12 protein-coding genes are annotated in these 18,774 nt (G+C 71.1%); 6 read left to right on the top strand and 6 right to left on the bottom strand.

Features of this window, described 5'->3' with window-relative positions:
- Positions 1-1,146: a serine hydrolase domain-containing protein gene (locus JW592_RS31405; RefSeq protein ID WP_209268679.1), complete on the bottom strand. Its 1,146-nt coding sequence runs from the start codon at positions 1,144-1,146 to the stop codon at positions 1-3.
- Between the two features lie 11 nt (positions 1,147-1,157).
- Entirely contained in the window at positions 1,158-2,069 is a 912-nt protein-coding gene (locus tag JW592_RS31400; protein WP_209268678.1) for a DMT family transporter, read from the bottom strand.
- A 74-nt stretch (positions 2,070-2,143) separates the two neighbouring features.
- On the opposite strand from JW592_RS31400, the gene JW592_RS31395 reads away from it, so the two are divergent.
- Entirely contained in the window at positions 2,144-3,061 is a 918-nt protein-coding gene (locus tag JW592_RS31395) for a LysR family transcriptional regulator (protein WP_209268677.1), read from the top strand.
- Here the strand turns inward: JW592_RS31395 and JW592_RS31390 are convergent.
- On the bottom strand, positions 3,044-4,741 hold the full coding sequence (locus JW592_RS31390) for a TIGR03767 family metallophosphoesterase (protein ID WP_209268676.1): 1,698 nt from the start codon (positions 4,739-4,741) through the stop codon (positions 3,044-3,046). The two genes, JW592_RS31395 and JW592_RS31390, sit on opposite strands and share 18 nt — an antisense overlap.
- A gap of 399 nt (positions 4,742-5,140) precedes the next feature.
- On the opposite strand from JW592_RS31390, the gene pepN (JW592_RS31385) reads away from it, so the two are divergent.
- On the top strand, positions 5,141-7,720 hold the full coding sequence (gene pepN / locus JW592_RS31385; protein ID WP_209268687.1) for an aminopeptidase N: 2,580 nt from the start codon (positions 5,141-5,143) through the stop codon (positions 7,718-7,720).
- Between the two features lie 122 nt (positions 7,721-7,842).
- Here the strand turns inward: pepN (JW592_RS31385) and snpA are convergent, their stop codons facing one another.
- Positions 7,843-8,535: a snapalysin gene (gene snpA / locus JW592_RS31380; RefSeq protein WP_209268675.1), complete on the bottom strand. Its 693-nt coding sequence runs from the start codon at positions 8,533-8,535 to the stop codon at positions 7,843-7,845.
- A gap of 259 nt (positions 8,536-8,794) precedes the next feature.
- Here snpA and JW592_RS31375 point away from each other — a divergent pair, with 259 nt between their 5' ends.
- Entirely contained in the window at positions 8,795-9,757 is a 963-nt protein-coding gene (locus JW592_RS31375) for a LysR family transcriptional regulator (protein WP_209268674.1), read from the top strand.
- Between the two features lie 289 nt (positions 9,758-10,046).
- Here the strand turns inward: JW592_RS31375 and pepN (JW592_RS31370) are convergent, their stop codons facing one another.
- Positions 10,047-12,725, bottom strand: a complete 2,679-nt coding sequence (pepN, locus tag JW592_RS31370) for an aminopeptidase N (protein ID WP_209268673.1) — start codon at positions 12,723-12,725, stop codon at positions 10,047-10,049.
- Positions 12,726-12,997: 272 nt separating this feature from the next.
- Between pepN (JW592_RS31370) and JW592_RS31365 the strand changes: the two genes are divergently transcribed.
- Positions 12,998-13,627, top strand: coding sequence for a DsbA family oxidoreductase (locus JW592_RS31365; RefSeq protein ID WP_209268672.1), 630 nt, complete (start codon positions 12,998-13,000; stop codon positions 13,625-13,627).
- A gap of 127 nt (positions 13,628-13,754) precedes the next feature.
- Here JW592_RS31365 and JW592_RS31360 read toward each other — a convergent pair whose 3' ends face one another.
- Positions 13,755-14,402, bottom strand: a complete 648-nt coding sequence (locus JW592_RS31360; protein WP_209268671.1) for a superoxide dismutase — start codon at positions 14,400-14,402, stop codon at positions 13,755-13,757.
- A 1,010-nt stretch (positions 14,403-15,412) separates the two neighbouring features.
- Between JW592_RS31360 and JW592_RS31355 the strand changes: the two genes are divergently transcribed.
- Both JW592_RS31355 and JW592_RS31350 read left to right on the top strand, forming a co-directional pair.
- Positions 15,413-17,509, top strand: a complete 2,097-nt coding sequence (locus tag JW592_RS31355; RefSeq protein ID WP_209268670.1) for a bifunctional polysaccharide deacetylase/glycosyltransferase family 2 protein — start codon at positions 15,413-15,415, stop codon at positions 17,507-17,509.
- A 3-nt stretch (positions 17,510-17,512) separates the two neighbouring features.
- Positions 17,513-18,774 (top strand): LCP family protein (locus JW592_RS31350; RefSeq protein ID WP_229377175.1); only part of this gene is annotated, 1,262 nt, incomplete at its 3' end.

The following is an 18,774-nucleotide window of genomic DNA, read 5'->3' as shown; positions in this document are numbered from 1 at the left end:
TCAGTCGCAGAATTCCGCCTCGACCAGGCCGCGGGTGTCGACCGACCAGTCGCCGTTGACGTTGAAGGCGGCGGTGTGCGTGCCGTCCGGTGTGGTGAAGACGGCCGTGGTGGAGCCGTGGATGGTTCCGTCGTGGCCCCAGACCGTGACGCCGCAGGGCAGGGTGCGCTCCGCCAGGCCCAGTCCGTAGCGGTCGGTGGCGTCGGCGCTGCGCGTCGTCCGCATCTCGGCGAGCTGCCGGGGTGGCAGCAACTTGCCGGTCACCAGGGCGCGGACGAAGCGCACCAGGTCGCGGTCCGAAGAGATCATCTCGCCGGACGCGCCGGCCAGCGAGGGGTTGAGGGAGGTGACGTCCCGTACCGGCGGGTGTGCCCCTGGGGCGAACAGCGTGGAGTATTCCCTGCCGTGCTGCCCGGGGATACGCGAGGAGGTGCCCGGCAGCGAGGTGTCGCGCAGTTTCAGCGGGCGCAGCACCCGGTTCTCGACCTCTGTCGCGTAGGAGTGCCCGGTGACACTCTCGATGACCATGCCGACCAGCAGATAGTTGGTGTTGGAGTAACTCCAGTCCGCTCCCGGCGGGAACAGCGGCGGCCTGGACAGGCCGCGCGCCACCAGCCGTTCGGGGGTGTGGGTGGTCCAGCGGTGCGTCAGGAAGCGCGGGCTGAAGTAGTCGGCCCGCAGCGCGGGATCGCTGGTGTAGTCCGGGATTCCACTGGTGTGACCGAGGAGCTGGCGCAGCGTCACCCCGTGTGGCCGCCCGCCGGTGGTTCCGCCGTAGGCGCCCAGCCGCAGGCCGGGCAGCCAGCGGGCCACCGGGTCGTCCAGCCGCAGTCTGCCCTCCGACTCCAGCTGCAGCAGCACTGTCGCCAGGAACGGCTTGGTCACACTGCCGATCCGGAAGCGGTCATGCGCCAGCCGGGGACGCTCTCTCGTGTAGTCGCCGGTGCCTGTGCTGCCGACCCACACTCCGGCGCCGTCCTCGACCTGCGCCAGCACGCCGGGGGCGCCGTCCTGTTCGACCAGCGCCTCCATCGCCTCGCGGGTGCGCGCATGGCCCCGGTCGGCGGCCGAGGAGGAGCTCACCGCCAGCCCGGTCACGGTCACCAGGGTGATCATCCCGCTGAGGAGGGCGCGCGGCAGGTGCATGGGCGGTGACTCTAGTGAGCGTCCCGGCTGGTGTGCCAGACGGCGAGCACGACAAGGACGCACCCGGCGAACTGGGTCGGTGTGGGTCGTTCACCGAGGAAGACGACACCCAACAGGAGGGCCAGCACCGGCTGGAGGAGCAGCAGCGCGGCGCTGGTCACCGGCGCCAGCCGCGCCAGCGCGGGCCCCATCAGGACGAGCGCCAGCACCTGCCCGAACAGCGACATCACCGCCAGCCAGCCGAGCGGTCCCCAGCCGGGCGCCGGGTCGACGCCCGTCCACAGCGCTCCCAGCGCACCGGAAGTGATCCCTGCGGCCAGCGTCGAGAGGCACACCGGGTGGACAGTGTGCGCGCCGCCGCCGCCCAGCCGGGTCAGGAACAAGTAGCCCGCGAAGGCCACGCCGGCCGCGGTTCCGTAGAGCACTCCGGAGACCGGGCTGCTGCCGGGTTCCGGATGGCCGATCGCACCACTGGCCAGTGCGACACCGGCCAGCAGCACGGGCAGGGTGCGCCAGTAGCGTGCGCCGGGGCGGGTGCGGGTGACCACCAGGGCGAGCAGCGGGAAGACCGCGATCTGGATGTTGAGCAGCACCGTGGCGATGGACGAGCCCACATCGTGGATGCTCTGTGCCCAGCAGACGAAGTCCACACCCAGCAGCGCGCCCGCGGTCAGATCGAACAGCCGGGCGCGGGCCGGGCGCGGCCCCAGCCGACGGCGTTCGGCCAGTGCGAGCGGTACCAGCGCCACCAGCGCCAGGCCGCAGCGCAGGAAAGCGGCGGTGCCCGCGTTGACCCCGGAGAGCTTCACGAACATCGCGGACGCCGAGATGCACGCCGACGCCGTCACCGCCAGCGCGACGGGGCTGCGTTCGGCCAGCCGCGCCGAACCGGTCCGCTGCGTTCCCTCCCCGGTGGTGGTCATGACAGTCACTCTGCCTGCCGAGACTCTCAAGTAAAAGCGAGGATTCGTACGGGATACTCATTAGCATTGCTTGGGTGTTCAGCTCCGACCGACTCCGCGCCCTCGACGCCGTCGCCGTGCACGGCTCCCTGGCCCGGGCGGCGGCCGCCCTGCACATCACGCCCTCCGGTGTCTCCCAGCAGTTGGCCAAGCTGGAGCGCGAGGCGGGCCACAAGCTGCTGGAGCCCCAGGGGCGCGGCGTCCGCCTCACGCACGCGGGCCGGGTGCTGGCCGCGCACGCGGCCCGTGTCGTCGCCCAACTGAACGCCGCCGAGTCGGACCTGGCCGGCCTCGGCGACGAGATCCTCGGCCCGCTGCGGCTCGGCGGCGTGGGCAGCTCGCTCCGCAGCCTGCTGCCCGACGTGCTCGCCACTCTCACCGAAGCACACCCCCGGCTGCGGCCCACCGTGGTGGACGGCGAGGCGGCCGACATGGTGCCGCTGCTGCTGACCGGCGAACTGGACCTGCTGTTGATCGAGAGCTGGCACAGCCGCCCCATGCCGCTGCCGGAGGGCGTCCGGGTCCGGACCCTCGCCCGTGAGGAGGTGCAGGTGGCACTGCAGGACCGGCACCCGCTGGCCGGCCGGGACACGCTGGACCTGGCCGAACTCGCGGACGCCGTCTGGTCGAGCTGCCCGGTGGGCACCGAACCGTACGAGGCGCTGGTGCAGGCCCTGCGGGCGCGCGGGGTCGAGCCGCAGGTGCGTTACACCCTCACCGAGTACGCCACCCAGCTCGCCTTCGTCGCGCGTGGGGTGACCGCCGCGCTGGTCCCCGAGATGGCGCAGACCCCCTGTCCGCCCGGCGTGCGGTTCCTCTCCGCGCGCCCGCCGCTGACCCGCGAGGTGCGGGCCGCCTGGCGGACGGGCGGTGACAGTCCCTCGGTGCGCGCCTGCCTCGCCGCGCTGACTGCCGAGGACCGGGAGGGCGGCCCGTCACGGCTTGCGGAGTAGGAGTTCGGTGTTGCGGTCGCCCTCGGCACCCTCCAGCCCCCGCCGCGTCCCGGGTGCGTTGAAGGCGAGTTCCCGGTAGAGGGACGCCAGCCCGGTCTGCGACAGGTCGGTGAAATCCGTACGGTGCGGTGCCGCCGACTCGATCAGGGTGGTGAACAGGGAGAGCGTGCCGTTCTTGTTGTCCACCAGTTCCACGGTGCGCGCCAGCTGCGGGAAGTCGATGTGGGAGGCCGTACTGATCTCCCAGAACGTCTCGTGCGGAGTGATCCTGTTGCGGTGGCTGTGCCCGTTGACCCACGCCACGGCGTGCGGGGTCTCCCGCAGCAGCTCCAGCAGCTCCTGACCGCCCTCCGGAGTGGTCGTACTGGTGTGGTGGCTGAAGACGATCGCGTACATGTCGTCGTGCTCGGCCAGCTTGCGCTTCAGCCAGCGCAGCTGCGCGGCGCCCAGGCGGCCCTTGTAGTGCCCGTCACGCCGGGTGGTGTCCAGGCTGTAGCCCATCACCTGCGTGGATATCCGGAAGGTGTAGTACAGCGTGCCGTCCTCGGCGTTCGCCTCCGTGTATCCGTGTCCGGCCGGCCCGTGGCCCTTCGCGTGCGGCCGGGCCAGTGTGCGTACGTACTCGCGCGGGGTGACCGGGGCGCGCCGGGGGTCGGGGGTGACCACGCGCATCCGGCGGCGCTCGGAGCGCAGCATCTCCTTGAACAGCTCGCCCTTCGGGTCGAGGCCCTTGTCCACGGCTCGCCACAGCCGTGCGGCCTGCTCCTTGGGCAGGTCCATCAGCTTGCGGTCACCGGTGGCGAAGTCCGCGAAGAAGCCCCGGGTGTCGGCGGCGGCGAAACAGCCGCCCGGCAGCGCGTCGTGGTTGCCGACCGTCGCATACCAGGGCATGTTCAGCCCCGGGCTGGTCACCCGCCGCACAGCGGCTCGCAGGAAGCCGTCCATCCGCGGGAAACCCGCCGCGTTCTTGTCGCGGTCGCGCAGGTCCGAGTCCGGCTGCCAGTAGTCCGGCAGCCCGGAGTCCTGCACACCCTCGTACAGTCTGGGCTCCCCGGTGTCGGGAGTGATCCGGCCGCCGCTCATCACCTCGACGAACCAGTCCAGCTCGGCGTGCGAGTTGTTGTCGGTGTTGTCACCCGTGGTCACCACGCAGGAGAGCGGGGAGCCGGTGGCGGGTCCGCCGGTCAGCGCGTTGACCCGTTCCACCAGCGAGACGGCACCGGCGACCGGCAGCGCCTCCTGCGGGCGCCATGCACTCGCCGTCTGCGCGCGCAGGTACTCGTAGCGCAGCGGGTGCTGCACATCCACCAGATGCAGATCGGTGAACTGGACGAGAGCCGCCAGCGGTACGGCCTTCGCCGCGCGCCCGTGCCCGGCCTCCGCCAGCTCGGTGCGCACCACCCGGCGCCAGCCGGGACCGGTCACCAGCCGCTTGAACGGCCCGTCCCCGGAGGGCACCGCGACCTCGGTGAGGGTGGTCGCGCCCTTGTGCGGCGCGCTGACGGGGGCAGGGGCGTGCGCGGCCTGGCGGGGGCGTACGGAAGCGCGGGCCAAGGGCGCGGAAGCGGGGGGACGCGCGGGCGCCGGTGCGGTCACCAGCGCGAGCGCAGCCGCGGCCCCCGCGGAACCGGCGAGCGCCAGCACCCCGCGGCGCCCCGGGCCGGACACGGAGCGGCGCACCGAGCCGGCTCCGGGCGGGCGGAGCCGGGCGGCGGCCGAGGCGACGGAGGCGGCCAGGGACGGGAACGGACCACGGGCCGGGGGAGAGGCAGCGGACGAAGGGGACGGGGCGCCGGAGGAACAGGCCGGAGAGTCGGCCGGGGAGTCGGTGGGGGACGCGGGAGTGGACGGGGGCGGGGAAGTGGAGTCGGCAGGCAGAGAGCGGCTGCGACGGGACATTCGGTCTCCCGGTACGGAGGTTCGCAGGGGCGGGGTATGCCCCTCTCCTCCGTTCTTGGCGCCTTGAATGACCCCTGCCTGAACTGCGCGGGAACGCCCGCCACCAGGTGTCACAACCGCGTGCAAGTATGGCTTCAGCACGACAGCGACGAGATCCGCGAGAGTGGGGAGATCAACCAAGTGCCTGGCACGAATCTGACGCGCGAAGAGGCCCAGGAGCGGGCCCGGCTGCTCACCGTGGACTCGTACGAGATCGAGCTGGACATCAGCGGTGCGCAGGACGGCGGCGGGGGAACCTTCCGCTCCGTGACGACGGTCCGCTTCCAGGCGTCCGGGGCGGGCGACACCTTCGCCGATCTGGTCGCGCCCACCGTGCACGAGGTCACCCTCAACGGCGAGTCCCTCGACCCGGCCGAGGTCTTCGCCGACTCCCGGATCGCCCTGCGCGGGCTGCGGCCCGGCCCGCAGGAGCTGCGCGTGGTCGCCGACTGTGCCTACACCAACACGGGCGAGGGCCTGCACCGCTTCGTCGACCCGGTCGACGACCAGGCGTATCTCTACACCCAGTTCGAGGTGCCGGACGCGCGCCGCGTCTTCACCACCTTCGAGCAGCCCGACCTCAAGGCCACCTTCCAGTTCACCGTGCGCGCCCCCGAGGGCTGGACGGTGATCTCCAACTCCCCGACCCCGAAGCCGGCGGACAATGTATGGCGGTTCGCCCCCACCCCGCGGATCTCCAGCTACATCACCGCGCTCATCGCCGGCCCGTACCACTCGGTGCACAGCAGTTGGGAGGGCGAGGGACGCAGCGTGCCGCTGGGCATCTACTGCCGCCCCTCGCTGGCCGCGTACCTGGACGCCGACGCGATCTTCGAGGTCACCCGGCAGGGCTTCGACTGGTTCCAGGAGAAGTTCGACTACCCCTACCCGTTCGAGAAGTACGACCAGCTCTTCGTGCCCGAGTTCAACGCGGGCGCCATGGAGAACGCCGGCGCGGTCACCATCCGAGACCAGTACGTCTTCCGCTCCAAGGTCACCGACGCCGCCTACGAGGGCCGCGCGGAGACCATCCTGCACGAGCTGGCCCACATGTGGTTCGGCGACCTGGTCACCATGGAGTGGTGGAACGACCTGTGGCTGAACGAGTCGTTCGCCACCTACACCTCCGTCGCCTGCCAGGCGCACGCCCCGGGCAGCCGCTGGCCGCACGCCTGGACCAGCTTCGCCAACCAGATGAAGACCTGGGCCTACCGCCAGGACCAGCTCCCCTCCACCCACCCGATCATGGCCCCGATCCGGGACCTGGACGACGTCCTGGTCAACTTCGACGGCATCACCTACGCCAAGGGCGCCTCCGTCCTCAAGCAGCTGGTCGCCTACGTCGGCATGGACGAGTTCTTCCAGGGCGTGCGCGCCTACTTCAAGCGCCACGAGTGGGGCAACACCCGGCTGAGCGACCTCCTCGGAGCGCTGGAGGAGACCTCGGGCCGCGACCTGAAGGCGTGGTCCAGGGCGTGGCTGGAGACCGCGGGCATCAACGTCCTGCGCCCCGAGGTGACCTGCGCCCAGGACGGCACGCTCACCGCGCTGGCCATCCGCCAGGAGGCACCCGCACTGCCGGCGGGCGCCACGGGAGAGCCGACGCTCCGCCCGCACCGCCTCGGCGTCGGCTTCTACGACCTGGTGGACGGCAAGCTGGTGCGCACCGACAGCGTCGAGCTCGATGTCGACGGTGAGCTGACCCAGGTGCCGCTGCCCCGCGAGCGCAAGCGCCCCGACGTGCTGCTGCTCAACGACGGCGACTTCACCTACGCCAAGGTCCGGCTCGACCCCGAGTCGCTGGCGAACGTCACCCGCCATCTGGGCGACTTCGCAGACCCGCTGCCCCGCGCCCTGTGCTGGGCGTCGGCCTGGGACATGACCCGGGACGCCGAGCTGCCCGCGCGCTCCTACCTCGACCTGGTCCTCTCCGGTATCGGCAAGGAGTCCGACATCGGCGTCGTCCAGTCCCTGCAGCGCCAGGTCAAGCTCGCCCTGGACCTGTACGCGGCACCGGCCTGGCGCGAGACCGGGCTCACCCGCTGGGCCGAGGCCGCCCTGGAGCAGCTGCGTGCCGCGGCTCCCGGCAGCGACCACCAGCTCGCCTGGGCCCGCGCCTTCGCCGCCGCAGCCCGCACCGACGCCCAGCTCGACCTGCTCGCCGGACTGCTGGAGGGCAGTACGGCCATCGAGGGCCTGACCGTGGACACGGAGCTGCGCTGGGCGTTCCTGGAGCGCCTCGCGGCCACCGGCCGGGCCGGCGACGCGGAGATCGGCGCCGAGCTGGAGCGGGACTCCACCTCAGCGGGCGAACGGCACGCAGCGGCGGCCCGCGCGGCGCGTCCCACCCCGGAGGCCAAGGCGGAGGCGTGGCGGGCGGTCGTGGAGAGCGACACGCTGCCCAACGCGGTCCAGGAGGCCGTCATCTCCGGCTTCGTCCAGACCGACCAGCGCACCTTGCTGGCGCCCTACACCGAGCGCTACTTCGCCGCCGTCAAGGGCGTGTGGGAGCAGCGCAGCCATGAGATGGCGCAGCAGGTCGCCATCGGCCTGTATCCGGCGCTCCAGGTCTCGCAGGAGACCCTCGACGCCACCGATGCCTGGCTGGCCTCCGCCGAGCCCGGCGCGGCGCTGCGCCGTCTGGTGACCGAGTCCAGGGCGGGTGTCGAGCGGGCGCTGCGCGCTCAGGCCGCCGACGAGGCGGCGGGTGCCACGGGCTGATCTCCGGAAGCGCGGACGCGTGGGCGCTCGCCCCCGCGCCACGCGTCGGCCCCCGGTCCGGTGCTGACCGGGGGCCGACCCTGCGGGGGGCGGTTCACACGGCGGTGCCGCTCATGTGCTGCTCACTTGAAGGCGGCCTTCTCGAAGACGACGTCGGCCACGCCGTTCGCCCACAGCTGCTCGACCCGGGCCCGCTCGTTGGCGTCGGGCCGGTCGTTGGTGCAGGACGGGCCGGGGCCGCCGCCGGACATCAGTTCGCTGCACGGTCCCTGGTAGTGGTCCGGCAGCCCGAGCACATGGCCGGTCTCGTGCGCTACCACGCGGTCGGAGTCGTACTGCTGGTTCTGCGCGTAGTCCAGGAAGATGTAGCCGCTGCCGTGCCCGTCGGTGTACGCGTAGCTGCCGCGCGGGTCGTTCCCCTCGCGGTAGTCGAAGGTGGCGTTGCCGCCCTCGGCCAGCTTCACATTGGAGACGGCCGAGTTCCACACAGCGGTGCTGTTGGCTATCTGGTTGCGGAACGAGGGGGCACGGCTGGCGTCGTAGGTGATGGTGACCTGCTGGATGCCGGGCTTGGCGGACTGTTTCTTGAGCGCTTCCTTGACGATGAACTTGAAGAACTTCTCGTTGTCGCGCTGCTTCTCGCCGGTGAAGCCCTGTGTGCTGGAGGAACCGGCGGTCGTGCTGTGGGGGGAGGTGCTGGAGTGTGCGGCCTGGGAGGCCGGGGCAGCGGCCGTGGCCGGTGCGGCGCCCACTCCGAGAGCGACGGTCACGCCCAGGCCGAGCGCCGCCGAAAGAGCAGATCTGCGGTATCTCATGGGGGGTCTCTCCTCGAGTTCCGAGGGAACCGGCGCCGCTCTGGGATGTTGGCGTGTGGGGGGCGCCGCCGGTCCCTTGGGACGGATTTCTGCTGTGGGAGAGTCTGTTCGAGCGCACGGCGTACCGGAATGATGCCAACTGCCGATAGGACCGGTGAATCCCCCGCCGCCGCTCAGGGGTTCGCGGCGCGTTCACCAGCCCGCCGCTGTCTGGTGGGACGTACGACACCGCCGTTATGCTCCGCCTGTGGAGCTCGAAGTGAGGCACCTTCGCGCGCTGTGTGCGATAGCCGACACGGGAAGCGTGCACAAGGCGGCCCGTCAGCTCGGCATGACGCAGCCCTCGCTGACGACGCAACTCAGGCGCATCGAACAGGCCGTCGGCGGCCGGCTCTTCAACCGGGAGCGCACCGGCAGCAGGCCCACCCCGCTCGGCCGCACCGTCCTCACCCGCGCCAGGCCCATCGTCGCGCAGATGTCCGAGCTGATCCGTGAGGCCAAGGACGCCGCCGGGCTCGGCCAGGCGGGACCCGGAGGGCGGCTGCGGCTCGGCAGCACCGGCAGCCGGGCCGTTCCCGGCTGGCTGCGCCGCCTGCACGGCCGGCTGCCGGAGTTCGACATCACCTTCCAGACCGACGTCTCCGCCAACACCCTGCTGCGGATGGTCGCTGACAACCAGCTGGACGCCGCCTTCGTGCACGAGGTCGAGGGCGCGCCGCTGCTGGTGCCCGACGGGATCGAACTGCGCGTTCTGGTGCAGCGCGAGCCCCAGTTCGTCGCCGTGCCCGCCACCCACCCCGCAGCGCGAGCCGGGCGGGCCGTGGCCGTCGCGGAGCTCGCGGACGAGAAGTGGATGGTCGACCCGTCGGTCGACGGCGACTGGGACGGGCTGCGGCAGGTGTTCGCCGCCGCGCGGGTCGATCCTCGGGTGGTCTACGGCGACTATCTGTCCGCGGGTGACCTGGTCGCCGCGGGGGAGGTGGTGACTCCCTGTCAGCCGACGTCCCAGCCGCGCCCCGGCATGTCCATCGTCCCGCTGGCCGGGGACCCGCTCGGGGTCCGGCTGCTGGTGGGGTTCCGTACGGGCTGGGGGCGGGGCGCGGAGGGGGACGCCGTCTTCGACGACTTGCGGGCCTCGTACGAGGAGGTGGCCTGGGGCAGTCCCGCCTACGCCCGCTGGCTGGCCGCCCGGCAGAGCCCAGCGCTCCCCGCGATGGCCTGAAAGTCCGCTCCGCGACGGCTTGACGGCCCGTTCCCCGCGATGGTCTGGCGGCGCGCCGCCCGCGATGGTCTGGCGGCCCACCGCGTCACCGGCCCCCGGCTGCCCCGCCCTGGCGGTCCCGACGCCGCCCAGGGGCGTCCGGCGGATGTTGCTGGGCAGCGGCTGCCCCTGGCTGTCCGCCGCGGGCTGCGGGTGGGGTGTGGCTCGGGGGCACCTCCCGGACGAGGCCGGGGGAGCGCAGTCCCCCGCGCCCCTTCGGAACGCCCGCCTGGACGCCGCCGGACCGGCCCTAGACCCCCCGCGCGTCCGTGCGCTGGGCGCGCAGCGCACGGGCCAGGTCGTCGCGGGACTCCGCGACGAGGCGCCGCAGTGCGGGTGCGGCGTCAGGATGCCCCGTCAGCCACGCGTCGGCGGCGTCCAGCGTGGCCTGATCGCCCTGCGTCGCGGGGAAGAGGCCGCGCACGATGGCCATGGCGATCTCGATCGAGCGTGAGGCCCACACGGACTCCAGCACCTCGAAGTACCGGGGCGCGTACGGTGCGGTCAGCTCGGCCTGCCCCGGCTGGTCGAACCCGGAGATCGTCGCTTCGACCAGCGCGTTGGACAGCGTGTCGGACTCCACGACGGAGGCCCACGCCTGGGCCTTGACCGCGGAGGAGGGCCGTGCGGCCAGGCACCGAACCTGGTGCCGCTTGCCGGAGGCCGTGTCGTCCCGCGCCAGTTCCGCCTCGACGGCGGTCTCGTCGGCGAGGCCCTCGGCGGCGAGCGGCTCCAGAAACGTCCAGCGCAGCTCCTGGTCCACGTCCAGGCCGTCGATGCGCGCCGTGCCGGCCAGCAACCCCTGCAGCAGGCGCAGTTCCTGTTCGCCGGAGGCGACGGAGGCCAGGAAGCGGGCCCAGGCCAGCTGGTGGCCGCTGCCCGGCTCGGCCTGCCGCAGCTGGGTGACGGCTCCCTCGGACAGCAGCCGGGCGCCCTCGGCGCGCCAGTCACGTGCCGTGTAGTGGTTGAGTGCGAGCCTGGCCTGACCGTGCAGCATCTGCAGCACGCCGATCTCGGTCTCCCGCCCGGCGAACCGCAGCACGAGGGAGAGGAAGTCCCGCGCCGGCATCAGCCCGTCGCGGGTCAGGTTCCACACGGCCGACCAGCACAACGCGCGCGCCAGCGGATCGGTGAGCTGGCCCAGGTGGTCGCGCAGGGTGGCCAGCGAGACCTCGTCGAAGCGGATCTTGCAGTACGTCAGGTCCGCGTCGTTGACCAGCACCAGGTCGGGCCGCTCGGCTCCGGCCAGTTCGGGGACCGGCGTACGCGCTCCCGCGACATCTGCCTCGGCGCGCGCGTAGCGCTCCAGGGTGCCGTGGGCGGCGTCGCGGCGGTAGAGGCCGACGGCGACGCGGTGCGGGCGCAGGGTGGGGTGCGCCTCGGACTCGGCCTCCTGGAGGACGGCCAGCTCGGTGACGCGGCCGTCCGCGTCGTAGGTGAGCTGCGGGGTGAGCGTGTTGACCCCGGCGGTCTGGAGCCACGCCTTGGACCACTCGGCCATGTCGCGCCCCGAGGTCTCCTCCAGCGCGGACAGCAGGTCCTCCAGCCGGGTGTTGCCCCACTGGTGGCGCTTGAAGTAGCGGCGGGCACCCTCCAGGAAGGCGTCCTCGCTGACGTAGGCGACGAGCTGTTTGAGGACCGAGGCACCCTTGGCGTAGGTGATGCCGTCGAAGTTGAGCTTGGCGTCCTCCAGATCCCGGATGTCGGCGGTGACCGGGTGCGTGGAGGGCAGCTGGTCGGCTCGGTAGGCCCAGGACTTGCGGCGGTTGGCGAAGGTGATCCAGCCGTCACGGAAGCGGGTGGCGCCCACCAGTGCGAAGGCGCCCATGAAGTCCGCGAAGGACTCCTTGAGCCACAGGTCGTCCCACCACTCCATGGTGACCAGGTCGCCGAACCACATGTGGGCCATCTCGTGCAGGATGACGTTGGCGCGGCCCTCGTAGGAGGCGTCGGTGACCTTGCCGCGGAAGACGAACTCCTCGCGGAAGGTCACACAGCCGGGGTTCTCCATGGCGCCGATGTTGTACTCGGGCACGAACGCCTGGTCGTACTTCCCGAACGGGTACGGGTAGTCGAAGTGGTCGTGGAAGAAGTCCAGGCCCTGCTTGGTGACGGTGAAGATGTCCTCGGGGTCGAAGTGGCGCGCCAGCCCCTTGCGGCACAGCGCGCCCAGCGGGATCTCCAGCTCGCTGCCTGCCCCGTTCTCGGCTCCTCCCCCACTCTCGGCTTCGCTCGAGCGGGGGGACCCCCATGAACGGGAGGTACCCCCACCGAAGGTGCGGCGGTAGGTGTCGGTGACGTAGTGGTACGGGCCCGCGACCACGGCGGTGATGTACGTCGAGATGGGCTGGGTGCGCTCGAAGCGCCACAGCGCCCACCTCCCGTCGTCGACCGGGCGCGGCTCGCCCCGCTGGGCGCCGTTGCTCAGCACCGTCCAGCTCGCGGGCGCGGTGACGGTGAAGTCGAAGGGCGCCTTGAGGTCGGGCTGTTCGAAGTTGGCGAAGACGCGGCGCGCGTCGGCAGGCTCGTACTGCGTGTAGAGGTAGACCTCGCCGTCCTCGGGGTCGAGGAAGTGGTGCAGGCCCTCGCCGGTGCGGCTGTAGGCGCACTGCGCGTCGATCGTCACCTCGTTGGAGGCGCGCAGTCCGGGCAGGGTGACGCGGGTGCCGTCGAAGACCTCGTCCACCGGCAGCGACTCGCCGTTGAGGGTGACGGAGTGCACGTGCGGGGCCACCAGGTCGACGAAGGTGGTGGCGCCCTCCTCGGCGCTCTCGAAGGTGATCGTCGTCGTGGAGCGGAAGGTGCGCGGTCCGGTGGCGGGCGGAGGCTCGACGGCGGAGCGCAGGTCCAGCGCCACGTCGTACCCGTTCACGGTCAGCAGCGCTGCCCGCTCGCGGGCCTCGGTGCGGGTCAGGTTCTCTCCGGGCACGCCGCTCCCTCTCCGTTCGGCCGCGGCCGCTCGGCCGCAGGCCGGATCGCCTGGTCGACAACCTGCTCAGGATCGCATGCGCCCGGCCGCGGGCACACCCGGGAATGCCGTCGACCGCCCCGTGCGTTGTCGGTGTTCGAGCTCACAGTCGCACTGCGGTTCGCGCCGCTGTGCGCGCACGCTTATCCCACCATCGCTGTCCCCGCATTGATCAAGCAGTACCGATTGCGAGCACTCTGCCGAGGACACGAGCACTCTGCCGAGGAGAAGACATGACGGACAAGACGCCCGCAGATTTCTGGTTCGACCCGCTGTGTCCTTGGGCGTGGATGACCTCCCGCTGGATGCTGGAGGTGGAGAAGGTCCGGCCGGTTCAGGTCCGCTGGCATGTGATGAGCCTGTCCGTGCTCAACGAGAAGCGGGTGGACGAGCTGCCCGAGCAGTACCGCGAGATGCTGGAGCGCGGCTGGGGCCCGGTCCGGGTCTGCATCGCTGCCGAGCAGGAGCACGGCAGCGAGGTGCTCGGCCCGCTCTACACGGCGCTGGGCACCCGCGTCCACCCGGGCGGGCGGGAGCTGGACCGTGAGGTCATCCTGGAGGCGTTGGAGGAGGCCGGGCTGCCCGCCTCGCTGGCGGACGCCGCCGATTCCGACCGTTACGACGCCGAGCTGCGGGCCTCCCACGAGGAGGGGATCGGCCTGGTGGGGCAGGAGGTCGGCACCCCGGTCATCGCCGTGCCGGGCGCGGACGGCGCCCGGATCGCCTTCTTCGGCCCGGTGGTGACCCCGGCGCCCAAGGGGGAGGCCGCCGCCAAGCTGTGGGACGGCACCTTGATGGTGGCCTCGACCCCCGGCTTCTTCGAGATCAAGCGCACCCGCGACGTGGGTCCCGTCTTCGACTGACCCGCCCGCGGCTCCCCGAGCACGAGGCCCCTTGTGTGTCACGTCCACACAAGGGGCCCCGTCGTCTTCCGCCCCCGGAACGGTGAGAAGACGATCACGAGGGGGAAGCGGTGGCGGCTCCGTACGGCTACGGGGCCAGCAGCAGGTTGTGTGCGCGCTCCTTGGCGGCGGTGTAGCGGGCTGCGACGTCCTGCCAGTTGACGACGCGCCACATCGCCTCGACGAAGTCGACCTTCTGGTTGCGGTACTGCAGGTAGAACGCGTGCTCCCAGGCGTCGAAGACCAGGATGGGCACCGAGCCCTGACCGACGTTGCCCTGGTGGTCGTAGACCTGTTCGACGATGAGCCGCCCGGTGACCGGCTCGTAGGCCAGTACGCCCCAGCCCGAACCCTGGGTGGTGGCGGCCGCCTTGGACAGCTGGGCCTTGAACTTGGCGAAGCTGCCGAAGGACTCGGCGATGGCGTCCGCGAGTTCGCCCGTGCCGTCCTTCTCCAGTGGCTCACCGCCGCCGTCGCCGGTCATGTTCTGCCAGTAGATGGTGTGCAGGATGTGCCCGGACAGATGGAACGCGAGGTTCTTCTCCAGTCCGTTGATGGCCCCCCACTGGTCCTTGTCGCGGGCCTCGGCGAGCTGTTCGAGCGTGTCGTTGGCCCCCTTCACATACCCGGCGTGGTGCTTGTCGTGGTGCAGCTCGATGATCTCGCCGCTGATGACCGGCTCCAGTGCGGAGTAGTCGTACGGCAGCTCCGGCAAGGTGTAGGTCGCTGTCGACATGCTCCCGCCCTTCACTCGCTATTGCATATTACTTGCAACAAAAACCTAGCAGCAAGAGGGCGCAGGAAGGCGGAGCCGCCCCTGGCTGCGCGGTGTGCGGTGCCGGGACGCGGCGGGTCGGGCATGGTGCGACGGAGGAGTGCGGAGACGAGGCGAAATGGCCGCTGGTCGCACGGGAATGCGCTGCGGGTTCGTTGAAAACTGAAGCTCGGTAAGCGCGGCAAAAAGGGGCGAAGCGGTGAGGAAGGTGGCGGCGGGAGCGGCGTCGGGGAAGGAAGGAGAAGGCGGCGGCGAAGGCGGGCGAAAGGCGGTGAGTGGTAGTGAGAAACCCCTCACTCGCTACTTGCTGGTACAAGGTGAGGGCGTGTCAGTATTCTCACTCTGCTCGCCAATGCTTACGGCCCCCCGTATTTCCCGCCGAGTCTGCGCATTCCTGCGCAACGGGCCTGCGCTGCTGACGTAAAAAGGCTGCCGCAAGCCCGTTCTCCGCGCTGCAGAACCGTTCTGACCTGCTGAAACGTAATGACAGGCGCGAATTTGGGCAGGGCTGGGGGGATTTCGGGCAGGCCGGAGAAAGTCAACCCGTTGTAGCTCCTGCTCGGTCCTGAGCCTTGACCGCCTTTCCGGCGCTGAAGCGCCCACTGGTCGATGACAAGTCAGATGACAAGTCAGGGGGTGGCACAGCCCCTGGAGTGCTGCCTCTGACTGTTCCAGCGTCGCGAGGAGTTTTTGTGTTACAGCACCCACAAGACCCCCGTTCCGCAAACGGCTTGTGGTCATACCCCGGTGCGGACATGGCTACACTCGCCCACCATGTTCAAGGCCAGCAGGAAGAGAAGCCGGCAGCGAATTCGCCGCCGGCAGCCGTGTCCGCACGGGTTCGGCCGGTACGGAGAGGTCTCGTTCCGAACCAGTGCGGACGCCCCCCGCGTTGCCGGGGCGGACGCTCCTCGCTCCGGGCGGGGACATGCCGGACGGCCTGTGACGGCCCCCACCCCGGCCCCGAGGGCATGAGCCGCCAGACGAGAGGTCGGCACGCCCGATCCCGAGACCCGCGCGCACACTGGCTGCTGCTGTGCCTCGTGCTGCCCGCCATGTTCGCCGCGCTGCTGTTCGAAGGCTGGACCAATCACGAGGTCGATGCCGCGAAGTCGCGCCGCGACTGCACCAGACCCGTACCCGAAGCGGTGGCCGAGGGCGGTCCCGTGCTGCGTATCGACGGAGGGCGGGTGAAGTCCTCCGCGATGCCGGCGCGTACCGTCGGTCTCACCTTCGACGGCGGCCCCGACCCGGTGTGGACCCCGCGCCTGCTCGCTCTGCTGCGCGAGCACCGGGCGCACGCCACGTTCTTCCTGAGCGGCGCCAAGGCCGCCCAGCATCCGGAGCTGGTGCGGAGGATCCGCGCCGCAGGCCATGAGATCGGCTCGAACGCCTATACGGGTGCCGACCTGGGCGCCTCGTCATCGGTGCGCGCGCGGATGGAGCTGACTCTCACCCGGAAGGCGCTGGCGCACTCCGCCGGCACCCACACCAGGCTTTTGCGGATGCCGCAGACCACCACGGTGGACACCCTGTGCGGCGCCGAGTGGAAGGCGGCGCGCCGCGCCGCGGCCGACGGCTATCTCCTGGTCGCCGCCGACCGTGCGTCCCGCAAGCCCGCGCAGGGCGTGATCCGGCAGTACAGCCACACCGACCTCGCCTACCACGAGGCGAGGAAGCTGCTCGACAGCCGGCACGTCGACCGGTTCACCACCGTCTCGGCCGGCCTGCGGCTGCCACCGGCGGAGCCGGCCTCCACCGTCGAGAAGTGGGAGGGCACGGCGCTGGTCTGGGTCAAGAGGATCGGACACGCGTTCGTGCGGGGGATGGCCTGGGTGCTGGGCGTCGCGGGAGTGCTGGGGCTGCTGCGGCTGCTGCTGCTCGTCCTCTTCGCCCGCACCCATGTGAGGCGGCTGACGCGCTTCCGTCCCGGTTCTCCCTGGCTGAGGGAGGTGCATGAACCGGTGACCGTTCTCATCCCGGCCTACAACGAGGAGGCGGGGATCGAGTCCACCATCCACTCGCTGCTCGCCTCCACGCACCCGCACCTGCAGATCATCGTGATCGACGACGGCTCGACCGACCGTACGGCGGACCTGGCCACCTGGATCAACGACCCGCGCGTGCAGGTGCTGCGGCAGCCCAACGCGGGCAAGGCCGCGGCGCTCAACACCGGTCTTGCGCACGCCGGTTACGACATCGTGGTGATGGTCGACGCCGACACCGTCTTCGAGCCGGACGCCATCTACCGGCTGATCCAGCCCCTGGCGCATCCAGCCGTCGGCGCGGTCAGCGGGAACACCAAGGTCGGCAACCGGCGCAGGCTGCTGGGCCGCTGGCAGCACCTGGAGTACGTCTTCGGGTTCAACCTCGACCGCCGGATGTTCGAGGTGCTGGAGTGCATGCCGACGGTTCCCGGTGCCATCGGGGCCTTCCGGCGGGACGCGCTCATGGGCGTCGGCGGGGTCAGCGAGGACACCCTCGCCGAGGACACCGATCTGACCATGGCCCTGTGGCGGGCCGGATGGCGGGTGGTCTACGAGGAGTCCGCCGTCGCCTGGACCGAGGTCCCCAGCTCGCTGGGCCAGTTGTGGCGCCAGCGCTACCGGTGGTGCTTCGGGACGCTCCAGGCCATGTGGAAGCACCGCCGTGCGGCTGTCGAACTGGGCCCGGCCGGGCGCTTCGGCCGGCGCGCGCTGAGCTATCTCACCCTCTTCCAGGTCGTGCTGCCGCTGATCGCACCGATCGTCGACCTGTTCGCCCTCTACGGGGTGCTCTTCCTCGACCCCGTGCGCTCGACCGGAGTGTGGATCGGCTTCCTCGTCGTCCAACTGCTGGCGGCCGGGTACGCGCTGCGGCTGGACGGCGAGCGGATGCGGACCCTGTGGGCGATGCCGTTCCAGCTCCTGGTCTACCGGCAGCTGATGTACCTGGTGGTCATCCAGTCCGTGGTCGCCATCCTGCTCGGCAGCCGGCTGACCTGGGGCCGGATGCGCCGCTCCGGCACCGCTGCCCAGCATCTCGGGCAGCGCCTGCCGCAACCCGAACCGGAGCTGACAGCGAGGTGATCCATGAGTGAACCGCTGGGTGGGTGGCCCGATGACCACCACTACGACGGGGAAGCGGGTGCGCCGCGCATCATCCCGGCGGAGGCATGGCCGAGCTATGCCGCGCACATGCGGGATGCGTATCCGGACCAGCCCCCGGCCGCGCTTGCCTACGACCCGGGTGACGCGGAACGCCCGCTGATCCCGCGGCAGCGAAGCGGCTACCACGGCGCCGCAGTCCCCGCGAACGGCACCCCGGGAATCGGGGCCCGCTTCCCGGGAGCCGGAGCCCCCGGAGCGGGCGCCCCAGGAAACCTCTCCAGGAACAGATCACCGCGCGCTGCCAGAGCCCGCCGCCGTCGGCCGCGCCGGATCATGCGGTTGCTCCTGCTGACGGTCTGCGTGCTGCTCGTCGCGTCCGGCGGCACCTATGTGTGGGCCGACTCCGGGCTCAACCGCGAGGTCGACCTGGACAAGATGGCGGACCGGGCCCCGAGGGGCAAGGGCACCAACTACTTGATCGTGGGTTCCGACAGCCGCGAGGGCCTCTCCGAGGGCGACAAGAAGAATCTGCACACCGGCGTGGCGGCGGGCAGCCGTACCGACTCGATGATCCTGCTGCACACCGGCGCGCACGGCACCACGATGATGAGCCTGCCGCGCGACTCGTGGGTGACGATCCCGTCCTTCGTCCGTCCCGAGACGGGCAGGCGCTACCGCGCGGCGGGCAACAAGCTGAACGCGGCCTACTCGCTGGGCGGCCCCGGCCTGCTGGTGCGGACCGTCGAGCACAACACCGGCCTGCACATCGACCATTACGCGGAGATCGGCTTCGCCGGTTTCGTGGGCGTGGTGGACGCGGTCGGCGGCGTCAAGATGTGTGTGGACCGGCACATCAAGGACGAGAAGTCGGGCCTGGACCTGACCAAGGGCTGCCACCTCCTCGACGGCTCCAAGGCGCTCGCGTTCGTCCGTCAGCGCCACCAGGAGGCGGAGGGCGACCTGGGCCGCAACAGGAACCAGCAGAAGTTCCTGGCCGCGCTCGCCTACAAGGCCGCCGAACCGGGCGTCGCGCTCAACCCGTTCACGGCGTACCCGGCCATGAGCGCCGGACTGGAGACGCTCGTCGTGGACAAGAACACCGGCCTGCGGGACCTCACCTCGCTGTTCGAGGCGATGAGAGGTGTCTCCGCCGGCCGGGGCAAGCAGGTCAGGATTCCCGTGGCGAGCCTCGGTTTCAAGACAGCCAAGGGCAGTGCGGTGAAGTGGAACAGGCCCCGGGCGAA

This window comes from Streptomyces spirodelae, assembly GCF_017676385.1.
Taxonomy (GTDB): Bacteria; Actinomycetota; Actinomycetes; order Streptomycetales; family Streptomycetaceae; genus Streptomyces; species Streptomyces spirodelae.
Note: the sequence above shows the minus strand (reverse complement) of the source record. Positions and strands in the feature narration are given on the sequence as shown.

Coding starts and splice junctions, on each gene's coding strand:
- JW592_RS31400 (WP_209268678.1), bottom strand. CDS start 2,069: ATGACCACCACCGGGGAGGGAACGCAGCGGACCGGTTCGGCGCGGCTG.
- JW592_RS31365 (WP_209268672.1), top strand. CDS start 12,998: ATGACGGACAAGACGCCCGCAGATTTCTGGTTCGACCCGCTGTGTCCT.
- JW592_RS31355 (WP_209268670.1), top strand. CDS start 15,413: ATGAGCCGCCAGACGAGAGGTCGGCACGCCCGATCCCGAGACCCGCGC.
- JW592_RS31360 (WP_209268671.1), bottom strand. CDS start 14,402: ATGTCGACAGCGACCTACACCTTGCCGGAGCTGCCGTACGACTACTCC.
- snpA (WP_209268675.1), bottom strand. CDS start 8,535: ATGAGATACCGCAGATCTGCTCTTTCGGCGGCGCTCGGCCTGGGCGTG.
- JW592_RS31405 (WP_209268679.1), bottom strand. CDS start 1,146: ATGCACCTGCCGCGCGCCCTCCTCAGCGGGATGATCACCCTGGTGACC.